This window comes from Bradyrhizobium sp. CCBAU 21365 (genome assembly GCF_015291305.1).
GTDB lineage: Bacteria > Pseudomonadota > Alphaproteobacteria > Rhizobiales > Xanthobacteraceae > Bradyrhizobium > Bradyrhizobium elkanii.
The window spans coordinates 6,324,859-6,337,997 of the sequence record NZ_CP030036.1 but is presented as its reverse complement, the minus strand read 5'-3'; the positions used below and the strand labels follow the sequence as shown (position 1 = coordinate 6,337,997).

The following is a 13,139-nucleotide window of genomic DNA, read 5'->3' as shown; positions in this document are numbered from 1 at the left end:
GCCCGGGCGATTGCTGTTGCCGCACCATGAGTTCACATCGCATCTGGACCACGGGAATAGGGCGGCAATCGAAGGTTGATGAGCCGGTTCGAGCCCAAACCAATAGCCACGAAGGTGGGAGCCGATCGAACGAAACTGGCGACACCAGGACGGGGGGCGACAGAATTCAATGGCCGACGCATGCGGGTGTGTCGCAGGTGCCTCAAAGGGATGCCAATGGGCCGGAGAGGTTAGTGTACCTTGCTATTCTGTTTGAGTCGCGCTGGCAATAGCATGCTTTTTGCGGCAAAATCCTTGGAATTTTAAGGACTTTCGCTCTTGCGACGCAAGCGGTCGGGCGGCTAAACAACCGGCGTCGATGGTGAGCCTGGGCCGGAACTTTTTTGATGTCACATTCCCGAAAGATTGCAGTTATCGGATTGGGTTATGTCGGGCTTCCCGTTGCGGTTGCCTTCGCGCGCAAGGGGATTCCCGTCGTTGGTTTTGACGTCGACACGAGCCGTGTCGCCGAGCTCAGCGAAGGGTTTGACCGGACGCGTGAAGTCGACGCCGACGATCTTCGCCATGGTTCCCTGACCTTCAGCGTGGATCCGGCGGCGATCCGTGGCTCGGATTTTTTCATCGTCACCGTGCCGACGCCAATCGACGATGCGAACCGGCCGGATCTGGGGGCGATGATTGCCGCGTCGCGCACGGTCGGAAGTGTACTCAAGAAGGGCGACATCATCGTCTACGAATCGACGGTTTATCCTGGCGCGATCGAAGAGGAATGTATCCCCATCCTGGCGAAGGTATCGGATTTGAAACCGGGGGTGGACTTCGCGGTCGGGTACTCTCCCGAACGGATCAATCCCGGCGACAAGCTGCACCGCTTCGAGACCATCATGAAGGTCGTCTCGGCTCAGGATCCAAAAACGCTCGATATCGTCGCCGATGTTTATGGGTCCGTCGTGACCGCTGGTATCCATCGCGCACCTTCCATCAAGGTGGCCGAGGCTGCCAAGGTCATCGAGAACACGCAGCGCGATCTCAACATCGCGTTCATGAACGAGCTGTCGCTGATCTTTCAGGTGCTGAATATCGACACCGGCGACGTTTTGGCCGCCGCGGGCACCAAATGGAATTTTCTGCCGTTTCAGCCTGGCCTCGTCGGTGGCCACTGCATCGGCGTCGACCCCTACTATCTGACTTTCCGTGCCGAGCGAGCGGGCTACCATCCGGAGGTTATCCTGGCCGGTCGCCGGATCAATGATGGCATGGGTCAGCGCATTGCCCGCGAATGTGTTCGAATGCTGCTTCGCGGGAAGGGAAGGGGAGGCAGAAGCACTGTCACGGTGCTTGGCCTGACCTTCAAGGAGAACGTTCCGGACACGCGCAACTCCCGCGTGGTCGACATCATCCGCGAGCTCGAGACATTTGGTATTCATGTGCAGGTGCATGACCCTCTCGCGAACGCGGAGGATGCAAGGCACGAATACGGGCTGACGCTGACTGATCTGGATGCCTTGGGTCCGGCTGATGCGGTGATCCTGGCTGTGGCACATGATAGTTATCTCGCGGGTGGCTGGCCGCTCTTTCAGCGCCTATTGGATGGCGGCACGGGCCTCATTCTGGATGTCAAAGCGAAGCTCGACCGTAGCGTAGCTCCCGCCGGCATCGAGCTCTGGCGGCTATAGAACAATGGCTGAGAAAGCGATGTCGCACGATACACCACTGGTCACTGGAGCTGCCGGGTTCATTGGCTTTCATGTTGCCCAGCGCCTCTTGGCGGCGGGCCGCAAGGTCGTTGGCCTGGACATCGTCAACGACTATTACGATCCTCAACTGAAGGAAGCGCGTCTCGAGATCCTGAAGCGCGACCCGAACTTCACTTTTGTGAAGCTCGATTTGACTGATCGCGCGGGTATCAAGTCGCTCTTTGCCGCGTATCGTTTTCCTGTCGTTGTCCACCTCGCCGCCCAGGCCGGCGTGCGCTACTCGCTGGAGCATCCACATGCCTATGTGGATGCAAACCTGGAGGGCTTCATCAATATTCTTGAAGGATGTCGCCACAACGGGTGCGGACACTTGCTGTTTGCATCATCGTCATCGGTCTACGGCAGCAATACAAAACTGCCCTTCTCGGTGCATGACAATGTCGACCATCCGATCAGCCTGTACGCCGCGTCAAAGAAGGCCAATGAGTTGATGGCGCACTCGTACAGCCATCTGTACGGCATCCCTGCTACCGGCCTGCGTTTCTTCACGGTCTATGGTCCGTGGGGCCGCCCGGACATGGCCATGTTCATTTTCGCGAAAGCGATTTTGAGTGAAACGCCGATCAAATTGTTCAACAACGGTGATATGCGCCGTGACTTCACGTTTGTTGACGATATCGCCGAAGCGATCATCCGCCTCTTGGAGCGGCCACCTCAGGGGCAATCAATCCCCCCCACAGCCGCGCCCGATCCTTCGAGCAGCAGGGCGCCCTGGAAGATCTACAATATTGGCAACAATAACCCCGAGGAGCTCTTGCACGTCGTCTCTCTGCTGGAGAAGGAGCTCGGCCGGAAAGCAATCAGGGAACTGCTTCCGATGCAGCCCGGCGATGTGCCGGCGACCTATGCAGACATTGAAGATCTGGCGCGGGACATCGGATTTCGGCCTGCGACCAGCATCGAGGATGGGATCGCGCGATTTATCAAGTGGTACCGCGAGTACCACAAGGTTTGATAGGGAGCCGACATTCGGGGGTCGGTGCGGATCGGGCTTGCTCCCCACTGCCCGGCGACGAACATGGCGGAATCGGCGTGCCGTCCGCCACCTAATCGGCGCATGGCCTTGCTTTATCCCGGGTTTTCTGGGTAATGGAACGCTACCGTGCGGCTCGCAAGGCCGCTTGTTCCCTCGGCTCTTCGGCTGGTTGCACTGGCCAGCCACGAGACAAGACAGGGCCTGTTGCATGATCAGATTTGGCCTCCTCGGGTGCGGGCGTATCGCCAAGCGTCACTCGGATCTCCTAGGTGGCAATCACATCGAAGGAGCGAGCCTGGTCGCGGTCTGCGATCCGATCCGCGGGCGCGCCGATGCGGTTGCCGGGAAGTTCGGCGTTGCGGCCCATTACGACATGGACGAATTCCTGGCGCGGAAGGACATCGATGCCATCGCCGTGCTGACGCCGAGCGGTCAGCACCCCGCGCATGTGATCGCCTGCGCGAGGGCCGGCAAGCACGTCGTGGTCGAGAAGCCGATGGCGCTGCGTCTGCAGGACGCCGACGACATGATCCGGGCCTGCGACGAGGCCGGCGTCAAGATGTTCATTGTCAAGCAGAACCGCTTCAACGTGCCTGTGGTCAAGGCGCGCGAGGCGCTCGACGCCGGCCGCTTCGGCAAGCTCATCCTGGGGACGGTCCGGGTGCGCTGGTGCCGCGACCAGGCCTATTACGACCAGGACGATTGGCGCGGCACCTGGGCCTATGACGGCGGCGTGCTGACCAATCAGGCGAGCCACCATGTCGACATGCTGGAGTGGTTCTTCGGCGACGTGGTGAGCGTGCATGCGCGCGCGGCAACGGCGCTGGCCAATATCGAAACCGAGGATACGGCCGTCGCAACGCTGAAGTTCCGCAACGGCGCGCTCGGGATCATCGAGGCGACCACCGCAGCGCGCCCGACCGATCTCGAGGGCTCGCTCTCGATCCTGGGTGAGAAGGGCACGGTCGAGATTTCGGGCTTCGCGGTCAACCAGATCCGGCACTGGCGCTTTGTCGACGAGCTGCCGTCGGACAAGGACGTCGTGGAGAAGTTCTCGGTCAACCCGCCCAACGTCTACGGCTTCGGCCATCAGGCCTATTATCACCATGTGGTCGATTGCCTGGAGAACCAGCGCGCCGCGCTGGTCGACGGGCTCGAGGGCCGCAAGAGCCTGGAGCTGATCTCGGCCCTCTACGAGTCGATCGAGACCGGCGAGGAAGTCGCGCTGCGCTTCACGCCACGGTTGAGCCGGCTGGGCGTCGTTTCGTGAACCGGCCGGAGGTACATCAGGCCAGCGTGCGCGATGTCGCGTTCGGCGAACGCGTCAAGATCGTCGAGCCCTGCAACCTCTATGGCTGCAAGCTCGGCGACGACTGCTTCGTCGGGCCCTTCACCGAAATCCAGAAGGGCGTGATCGTCGGGGCGCGCACCCGCGTGCAGTCGCATGCCTTCGTCTGCGAGCTCGTCACCATCGGCGAGGATTGTTTCGTCGGACACGGTGTGATGTTCGTCAACGACACGTTCTCCACCGGCGGCCCGGCGCGTGGACGCAAGGAGCTGTGGCGCGAGACGGTGATCGGCAACCGGGTGTCGATCGGCTCCAACGCGACGATCATGCCGGTCAGGATCGTCGACGACGTCGTCATCGGCGCCGGATCGGTGGTGACCAAGGACATCACGACATCAGGCACCTATGCCGGCAATCCGGCGCGCCGGCTGCTGACGAGCCAATAGGGCAATAGGGGAATATCGATGGCGGTGCCGTATGCCGACCTGCAACTGCAATACCAGTCCATCAAGGGCGAGATCGACGCTGCGATCGCCGGCGTGATCCGCGACAACGCCTTCATTCGCGGCAGCTATGTCGACGCCTTCGAGCGCGAATTTGCGGCGGCGGCCGAGGTCGCTCATTGCGTGTCCTGCGCCAATGGCACCGACGCGCTTTACCTCGCCATGCGGGCGCTGAAGGTGGAGCCGGGTGACGAGGTGATCACGACGGCGCATTCCTGGATCTCGACCGCGGCGATGGTCACCCATTCCGGTGCCACCATCGTATTCTGCGACACCGACGAGGCGACGTTCACGATCGATCCGGCGGCCATCGAGGCCGCGATCACGCCGCGCACGGTCGGCATCATTCCGGTGCATCTGTACGGCCAGCCCGCGGATATGGACGCGATCATGGCGATCGCGCAGAAGCACAAGCTGTGGGTGATCGAGGATTGCGCCCAGGCCCATCTGGCGCGCTACAAGGGCCGCATGGTCGGTACGTTCGGCGCGGCCGCGACCTATTCATTCTATCCCGGCAAGAATCTCGGCGCGATGGGCGATGCCGGCGCGGTCGTCACCAGCGACGCGGCGCTCGCCGAGCAGATGGCCATGCTGGCGCGCCATGGTGGACTGGTGAAGCACCAGCACCACATCGAAGGCATCAACAGCCGGCTCGACGGCATGCAGGCGGCGATCCTCTCCGCCAAGCTGCCGCATCTTGCCGCCTGGACCGAGGCCCGGCAGGCCGCGGCCGAGGTCTATGATGCCGGCCTCAACCAGATCGAGGATGTCGTGGTGCCCGAGGTCGCGCCGGCACGTAGCCACGTCTATCACCTCTACACGATCAGGCATCCGCGCCGTGACGCGCTCGCCGCCCATCTCAACGCCAACGGCGTGCAGACCGCCATCAACTATCCCACCGCGCTGCCGTTCCTGCCGGCCTATGCGCGGTTCGATCACCGGCCCGAGCAGTTCCCCAACGCGCATCGCGATCAGGGCCGGATTCTCTCGCTGCCGATGTTCGCCGAGATCACCCGCCAGCAGCAGGACGAGGTGATCGACCTGATCCGGAAGTTCTGATCGCGAGCGCTGCTTCGCGCCTGACGCTGTGGTCTTCAGCTCCCGAGCAGCAGAGGCCTCAGAAACAGCTCCAGATTGGAGCCTGAGAACAGGTAGCCCTTCAGCCCGGCCGCATGTGCCGCCTCGAGATCCGTCGGCTGATCGCCGACCAGAAAGCTGCGTTCGACGTCGACCGGAAAGCGTTCCAGCAGGTCATTGATCATGCCCGGCGACGGTTTGCGCCGGTGGCTGACCTGCCGATATCGTTCAACCGTCCCTTCAGGATGGAACGGGCAGTATTCGAAGGCGTCGATATGCGCGCCGATCCTGCCAAGCTCATCGGCCATCCAGTCGTGAAGCTGCCGGACGTGCGTCTCCTCGTAGAGACCCCTCGCGACGCCTGACTGGTTGGTCACGACAAACGCAAAATAGCCCATGTCGTTGACGGCCTTGACCGCCTCGCGCGCGCCGTCGATCCAGACCAGCCTGTGGCTTTCGAACAGGTAACCGATGTCCTGGTTCAGGACGCCGTCCCGATCGAAGAACACGGCCGGCTTTCGCGGTTGATCTCCGGAAGCGCTGCTCATGAGGTGATGATCCGTTCGTCTCCACGAGGCATGAGCTAGCTCAATAGTTCACAACGCCGCGCGCGACAAATCTGGACCGATCACGCCCCGTGTGGTCTCGACGGTTATCGCTCGTCCGCAATCACCTTGCCGTCGTTCGGCAGCGAGCCGGTGCCGACGAGTTCGACGGTGCCGCCGAGTTTTGTTACCGCACGCAGCGTCGCTGCAACTTCGCTCAACAGGGCATCCGGCGCCGAGGCACATTCGGCTCTCAGCGTCATCGCGTCGGCCTCGCCGGCGCGCGTGACGACGAGGCGCAGCCGTCCAAGCTCGGGATGGCGCTTGCCGATCTCCGCGATCTGCTCGGGGCGCACGAACATCCCCTTCACCTTGGTCGTCTGGTCGGCACGGCCCATCCAGCCCTTGATTCGCATGTTGGTGCGCCCGCACCGGCTTGCGCCGGGCAGGGCGGCGGTCAGGTCGCCGAGCGCGAGGCGAATCCAGGGATGGTGCGGATCGAGCGAGGTCACCACGATCTCGCCGACGTCACCCGGCGCAACGGGATCGCCGGTGCCGGGCTTGACGATCTCCAGGATCAGGTCCTCGTTGACCGTCATTCCCTCGCGCGCCGCCGTCTCGAACGCGATCAGGCCGAGATCGGCGGTGCCGAAGGCCTGGTAAGCCTCGACGCCACGCGACTTCATCTCCTCCTGCAGCGATTTCGGAAATGCCGCGCCCGAGACCAGCGCGCGCTTGATCGAGGATACGTCGCGGCCGGCGGTGGCGGCAGCGTCGAGCAGGATCTTCAGGAAGTCCGGGGTGCCGCTATAGCCGACCGGGCGATACGCCTCGATCAGCTCGAATTGCTGTTCGGTATTGCCGGGGCCCGCCGGGATGACCGCACAGCCGAGCGCCCGCGCCGAGGCGTCGAAGATGAAGCCGCCGGGGGTGAGGTGATAGCTGAAGGTGTTCAGCACCACATCCCCCTCGCGAAAGCCCGCCGCGAACAGCGCCCGGGCGCCGCGCCAGGGGTCCGCCTGACGGCCCTCGGGCTCGAAGATCGGACCGGGCGAGGTGAATAGCCGGGCGAACGAGCCGGGCGTGTCGGCCACGAAGCCGCCGAACGGCGGGGCGGCCTTGTGCAGGGCCGGCAGTTCTGACTTGCGCAGCACCGGCAGCCCCGCCAGCGCCTCCCGGCTGGTGATGGAGGCGGGATCGGTGCCCCTCAGCAAATTGGCATAGGCAGGCGCCGCCATCGCCTTGCGCAGCACCTCGGGCAGCCGGGCGAACAACGCGGCCTCGCGCTCGGCCGGATCGCGCGTTTCAAGGGCGTCGTAATGGTCGGTCATGGCAGGTCCTTGAGAGGATGTGCGCGGGTTGCGTGCCGGTCCGCCCGTGCTATCAGACGGTGACCGCTGACATTGGGACGGTTCCAGGAAGCACGATGGCTGAGGTAGAGAGCGTTGCGGCGGATCGGGCCGCCGACGTCGTCGCGAGGCTGAAGCGCCGAATCGTCGACCAGGCCCTGCCGCTGTGGTCGACCGCAGGCTGGGACAGCACCGCCGGCGGCTTTGTCGACCGGCTGCACCAGGACGGGACAGCCGACCGCGCCGCCCCGCGCCGGATCATGGTGCAGGCGCGCCAGATCTATTGCTACGCCAAGGCGGCCCAGCTCGGCTGGTATCCGGAAGGACGCGCGATCGCGCTGAAGGGGCTGGACTACCTGCTGGCCAAGGCCAAGGCGCCGGACGGCCGGCCCGGCTTCGTCTACAGCCTGACCGCGGAGGGCGGCGTGCACGATGCGCTGCGCGACACCTACGGCCACGCCTTCGTGCTGCTTGCGCTCGCGACCGTCTACGGCCTCGACCAGGACGCCCAGATCCGCGCCGAGATCGACGCGCTGCTGTCGTTCCTCGATACCCAGCTGCGCTCGCCCCATGGCGGCTTCCACGAAGGCCTGCCGCCCTCGATGCCGCGCCGGCAGAACCCGCAGATGCATCTGTTCGAGGCGATGATCGCCTGCTTCGACGCGACCCACGATTTGTCGTTCCAGAACCGCGCCGGCGATTTCTTCGCGCTGTTCCTCGCCAGCCTCTACGACAAGCAGACGCGAACCCTCGGCGAATATTTCGAGGAGGACTGGTCGAAGATCCCGCCGGTCAGCGTCGAGCCCGGGCACCTCGCGGAATGGGTCTGGTTGCTGAAGGGATTTGAGCGCATCACCGGCTGCCCGACCGGGCGTCCGCGCGGCGAGCTGCTGGCATCGGCGCTGCGCTATCGCGACGCGGCCACCGGCTGCCTGGTCGACGAGGGCGACGCCGAGGGCAACATCCGCCGCCACACACGGCGGCTGTGGCCGCAGAGCGAGCTGGCGAAGGCGTGGATCGCGCAGGCCGAGTCGGGCGAAGCCGGCGCGGCGGACGAGGCGCGTGCGGCGCTGCTGCTGCTCGAGCGGCACTATCTCGGCCATGCCGTGGCCGGCGGCTGGTACGATCAGTTCGACCGCGACGGCAATTCGCTGGTCGCCACGATCCCGGCGTCGTCGTTCTATCATGTGCTTTGCGCGGTCACTGAAGCCGAGCAGGTGCTCGGATAGAACCGCCTTCCTGGTCTGACGCGTTTTCTGCACACGCAACTCCGCCTGAAAACGCTCGATATCCTCACAGCCAGCGCTTGCGCCGCTTGAAGCTCTTCAGGTTCTTGAAGCTCTTGCGCTGGTCGCCGGCGCCGCCGAGGTAGAATTCCTTGACGTCCTCATTGTCGCGCAGCTCGTCGGCGGAGCCGTCGAGCACGACCTTGCCCTGTTCCATGATGTAGCCATGGCTCGCGACCGAGAGCGCGGCGCGCGCATTCTGCTCGACCAGGAGGATCGTGACGCCGAGGTCGCGGTTGATCTCCTTGATGATCGCGAACACTTCCTTGACGAGCAGCGGTGACAACCCCATCGACGGCTCGTCCATCAGGATCATCTTCGGGCGGGCCATCAGTGCGCGGCCGATCGCGAGCATCTGCTGCTCGCCGCCGGAGAGATAGCCGGCGAGGCCGGTGCGTTCCTTCAGGCGCGGGAAATATTTGAACACCAAGTCGATGTCATCGGAGACCTCGCCGTCGCGCCGGGTGAAGGCACCGAGCCGCAGGTTCTCCAGCGACGTCATGTCGGCGACGATGCGGCGGCCTTCCATGACCTGGAAGATGCCGCGGCGGACGATCTTGTCCGGATCGATGCCGTTGATGCGCTGGCCCTCGAACAGGATCTCGCCGCGGGTGACCTCGCCGTCCTCCGTCTTGAGCAGGCCGGAGATCGCCTTCAGCGTGGTCGACTTGCCGGCGCCGTTGGCGCCGAGCAGCGCCACGATCGCGCCCTTCGGCACCTCGAGGCTGAGGCCGCGCAGCACCAGGATGACGTCGTCATAGACGACCTCGATGTTGTTGATGCTGAGCAGCGGCGGCGGCGGGACTGCCGTCGGTCCCGGGCGGGTGGCTTCGAGGGTTTCGTTCATGGCCTGTGTTACCCTTCGATGTCATTGCCGGGCATAGCCGTCCGAAGGACGGCGTCGCTTCCGCTCGCCTATGACCCGGCAATCCATCGCTCGGAATACGTCTTCGCTTGATGGATGCGCGGGTCGAGCCCGCGCATGACGATTTGTGGACGTGATCGGCTCCTGCCTCACCACCCAAACCATTCCGGCTTGCGCGGCAGCTCGACGGTCTTCACCTTCTCGAGCTTGATCGTGCCCTTGCCCATCAGGTCGTTGATGTCGCCATCGGTCGCGCCCGAGATCTTCGAGCGATACAGGTCGACCTTCGTGGTCGGGCGGTGATCCTTTTCGGTCCAGGTCGATGGATTGCAGACGCCGTCCATGCCGGCCGGCACCCAATCCTTCTTCTGGTAGAAGCCCTTGGCGACGTTCTCGCCGGTGGCGCCGCCGTTCTTGGCGGCCCAGTCGAGCGCTTCCTTCAGATAGAGCGCGCTGCAGACCGCGGCGATGTAGTGCACCGGCCGATAGACCTTGCCGGACGGGTCGGACATCTTGGAGATTTCCATCACCGTCTTCATGCCGGGCGCGTTGCCGCCCCAGCTCACCGCCGTGCGGAGCGGGAAGATCACGCCGTCGGCTGCATCGCCGGCGGTCTTGGCCGCATTCTCGTCCATGCCCCAGACATTGCCGAGGAACTGGACATCGACGCCGGCGGTCTTGCAGGCCTTCAGCACCGAGATGTTCGAGGCCGCCGTGTTGCCGAGATAGGCATAATTTGCGCCCGAGCTTTTCAGGCTGAGACACTGCGCCGAGTAGTCGCCGGGCGACAGCGCGAACACCAGCGGCGGCAGCACCTCGAAGCCGAGCTCGGTCGCCAGCGCCTCACCGGCCGCCTTCGGCGCGTTCGGATACGGATGGTTGGCGCCCATGTGGACGAATTTCGGCTTGCCGGGCTTGCCCTTGGCCTTCCAGTCTTCGGCGGCCCAGGTCAGCATCGCGCGCATCGAGTCCGAATAGCTCGGACCGTAGAAGAAATTGTACGGTGCGGGCTTGGCCTTGCCGCTGGTGCCTTCCGGATCGGTCAGCGCGGCGGCGTAGGAGCCGGAGATGTCTGGGATCTTGTCCTGCGCCAGGAAACCGGTGAGGGCCTCGGTATCCGCCGTGCCCCAGCCCATGATCGCCGCGACCTTGCCGTCGGGCGCCGACCATTTCTTGTACAGCGCGATGGCGCGCGGCACCTGGTATCCGTAGTCGTTGCTGTCGACATTGAGCTGCTTGCCGCCGATGCCGCCGTTCTTGTTGACCCAGGCGAAGGTGTCCGCGACGCCCTGGCCATAGGGGGTGCCGACGTCGGACGTGCCGCCCGAGAGGTCCTGCAGATGGCCGATGGCGATCTGCGCCTGCGCGGTGGTGGCCGCGCTGCCGATCAGCAGCGCAAGGGAGACCGAGCTCAAAAGGGATCTAATCGTCATTTTTTCTTTCCTCCTGCTTATTCGTTGAACCGAATTTTGAGTTGCGTTCCGTGCTTTGCGTCAATGCGAGAACGGGTAGAGCTTCCAGTAAGCCTTGATCTGCCGCCAGCGATGCGCGAGGCCGTCCGGCTCGAACATCAAGAAGCCGATGATGATCAGGCCGATCGCGATCTCGCGCAGGAAGGTGATGTTGTTGTTGAGCTGCAGCGCCTTGTCGATGGCGCCGCCCTTCAGCCAGGCGCTCAGCCATTCCATCGATTCCGGCAGCAGCACCACGAAGGCCGTGCCCATCAGCGTGCCCATCACCGAGCCCGTGCCGCCGATGATGACCATGGCGAGGAACAGCACCGAGCGCTCGATGCCAAAGCCTTCCTGAGAGACGACGAGCTGATAGTGCGCGTAGAGCGCGCCGGCGATGCCGGCAAAGAAGGCGGCAAGCCCGAACGACAGCGTGCGGTACTTGGTCAGGTTGATGCCCATGATCTCGGCCGAGAGATAGTGATCGCGGATCGCGACCAGCGCGCGGCCGTCGCGGGTGCGCATCAGATTGGTGACAAGCAAATAGCTGATCACCATGTAGGCGAGCACGACGTAGAAATACTGCCGGTCACCACGCAGGGTGTAGCCGAAGATCGAGAACGGGTTGGCGCTGGCCGGCACCGAGCCGCCCGAGAACCATTCGGCGCGCGAGAAAAAGTCGAGCAGGATGTACTGTGCGGCGAGCGTCGCGATCACGAGATAGAGCCCCTTCAGCCGCGCCGCCGGCACGCCGAAGATCAGGCCGACCAGCGCCGTGACGACGCCGGCGAGGGGGATGGCGAAGAACACCGGGATCGGCGCGTTGTTGGAGATGTAGGCCGAGGTGAAGGCGCCGAACAGGAAGAAGGCGGCGTGGCCGATCGATATCTGGCCGGTGAAGCCGACCAGGACGTTGAGGCCGAGGGCCGCGATCGCGAAGATGCCGATCTGGATCGCGATCGAGAGCAGGTAGTTGGACAGCAGCATCGGCGCGAAGCAGGCGAGCACGATGCCGAGGATCGCGAAATTGCGGCTGGTCGCGGTCGGGAAGATAGTGGTGTCGGCCGCGTAGCTGGTGCGGAAATCGCCCGAGGGGATGAGTGTGCTTGTCGCCATTGATCAGACCCGCTCAATATCCTTGGTGCCGAACAGGCCGTACGGCTTGATCATCAGGATGATGATCAGGACGTAGAACGGCGCGATCTCATAGAGATTGCCCCAGTGCAAATACTGGCTGTCGACATACTGGGCGACGTTTTCCAATAGCCCGATGATGATGCCGCCGAGCACGGCGCCGCCGACCGAGTCGAGCCCGCCCAGGATCGCAGCCGGAAACACCTTGATGCCGTAGGCGGAGAGGCCGGACGACACGCCGTTGACCACGGCGACCACGACGCCGGCGACCGCCGAGACGGTGGCCGAGATCGCCCACGCCATCGCGAACACGTTCTTGACGGAAATGCCGAGCGACTGCGCGACCTGCTGGTTGAAGGCGGTGGCGCGCATCGCAAGGCCATATTTGGAGGCGCGGAAGAACCAGGCCATGCCGACCATCATGGCGAGCGAGACCACGAGGCTCATGACATAGACGGTCTGGATCTGCAGCCCGAACAGGCTGACCGACTGGCTCTGGAATACGCGCGGGAACGGCTGCGGGTTGACGCCGAAGATCCACTTCAGAGCGGCCTGGAACACCGTCGACAGGCCGATCGTCACCATGATCACGGAGATGATCGGCTCGCCGATCATCGGACGCAGGATCACGACCTGGATCGCAATGCCGAAGATGAACATGAAGACCAGCGTGATCGGCATGCCAACCCAGAACGGCACCTGATACTTCGTCAGCAGCGCCCAGCACACCCAGGCGCCGACCAGCAGCAATTCGCCCTGCGCGAAGTTCACGACCTGCGTCGCCTTGTAGATCAGCACGAACGACATCGCGACCACGCCGTAAAGCGTGCCGACCACGAGACCGTTGACGATCAGCTGGATCAGGAACTGGGTGTTCATGGGGTGCGGTCGCTCCGAACTGCGGCGCC

12 protein-coding genes are annotated in these 13,139 nt (G+C 63.8%); 6 read left to right on the top strand and 6 right to left on the bottom strand.

Annotation, left to right across the window (positions count from 1 at the left end; translation table 11 throughout):
• Positions 1–386 precede the first annotated feature (386 nt).
• The 5 genes from XI02_RS29870 to XI02_RS29850 all read left to right on the top strand — a co-directional run bounded on the left by XI02_RS29870 (position 387) and on the right by XI02_RS29850 (position 5,583).
• Entirely contained in the window at positions 387–1,676 is a 1,290-nt protein-coding gene (locus XI02_RS29870) for a nucleotide sugar dehydrogenase (RefSeq protein WP_172647628.1), read from the top strand.
• A gap of 19 nt (positions 1,677–1,695) precedes the next feature.
• Positions 1,696–2,712, top strand: a complete 1,017-nt coding sequence (locus XI02_RS29865; RefSeq protein ID WP_172649140.1) for an NAD-dependent epimerase — start codon at positions 1,696–1,698, stop codon at positions 2,710–2,712.
• Positions 2,713–2,941: 229 nt separating this feature from the next.
• Complete coding sequence (locus tag XI02_RS29860; protein WP_172647629.1) at positions 2,942–4,003, top strand: Gfo/Idh/MocA family protein; 1,062 nt, start codon at positions 2,942–2,944, stop codon at positions 4,001–4,003.
• Entirely contained in the window at positions 4,000–4,467 is a 468-nt protein-coding gene (locus XI02_RS29855; protein WP_172647630.1) for an acyltransferase, read from the top strand. Before XI02_RS29860 ends, XI02_RS29855 begins: the two co-directional genes overlap by 4 nt.
• An 18-nt stretch (positions 4,468–4,485) precedes the next feature.
• Positions 4,486–5,583, top strand: coding sequence for a DegT/DnrJ/EryC1/StrS aminotransferase family protein (locus XI02_RS29850; RefSeq protein ID WP_172647631.1), 1,098 nt, complete (start codon positions 4,486–4,488; stop codon positions 5,581–5,583).
• Between the two features lie 35 nt (positions 5,584–5,618).
• Here XI02_RS29850 and XI02_RS29845 read toward each other — a convergent pair whose 3' ends face one another.
• Both XI02_RS29845 and XI02_RS29840 read right to left on the bottom strand, forming a co-directional pair.
• Positions 5,619–6,149: an HAD family hydrolase gene (locus XI02_RS29845; RefSeq protein WP_172647632.1), complete on the bottom strand. Its 531-nt coding sequence runs from the start codon at positions 6,147–6,149 to the stop codon at positions 5,619–5,621.
• 104 nt (positions 6,150–6,253) lie between these two features.
• Positions 6,254–7,477, bottom strand: a complete 1,224-nt coding sequence (locus XI02_RS29840; protein WP_172647633.1) for a phenylacetate--CoA ligase family protein — start codon at positions 7,475–7,477, stop codon at positions 6,254–6,256.
• 95 nt (positions 7,478–7,572) lie between these two features.
• Here XI02_RS29840 and XI02_RS29835 point away from each other — a divergent pair, with 95 nt between their 5' ends.
• The gene (locus XI02_RS29835) at positions 7,573–8,724 is read left to right on the top strand and encodes an AGE family epimerase/isomerase (protein ID WP_172647634.1); all 1,152 of its coding nucleotides are present in this window, start codon (positions 7,573–7,575) and stop codon (positions 8,722–8,724) included.
• A gap of 64 nt (positions 8,725–8,788) precedes the next feature.
• Here the strand turns inward: XI02_RS29835 and XI02_RS29830 are convergent, their stop codons facing one another.
• The 4 genes from XI02_RS29830 to XI02_RS29815 form a co-directional block, all read right to left on the bottom strand.
• Entirely contained in the window at positions 8,789–9,628 is an 840-nt protein-coding gene (locus tag XI02_RS29830; protein ID WP_172647635.1) for an ABC transporter ATP-binding protein, read from the bottom strand.
• A 167-nt stretch (positions 9,629–9,795) separates the two neighbouring features.
• Positions 9,796–11,079, bottom strand: coding sequence for an ABC transporter substrate-binding protein (locus XI02_RS29825; RefSeq protein WP_172647636.1), 1,284 nt, complete (start codon positions 11,077–11,079; stop codon positions 9,796–9,798).
• Between the two features lie 60 nt (positions 11,080–11,139).
• Positions 11,140–12,213 carry a branched-chain amino acid ABC transporter permease gene (locus XI02_RS29820; RefSeq protein ID WP_057020451.1) on the bottom strand — a complete coding sequence of 358 codons (1,074 nt, stop codon included), beginning with the start codon at positions 12,211–12,213 and terminating at the stop codon, positions 11,140–11,142.
• 3 nt (positions 12,214–12,216) lie between these two features.
• A complete protein-coding gene (locus XI02_RS29815; RefSeq protein ID WP_028343071.1) occupies positions 12,217–13,110 on the bottom strand; it encodes a branched-chain amino acid ABC transporter permease in 894 nt (297 codons plus the stop codon).
• Positions 13,111–13,139: the final 29 nt, after the last annotated feature.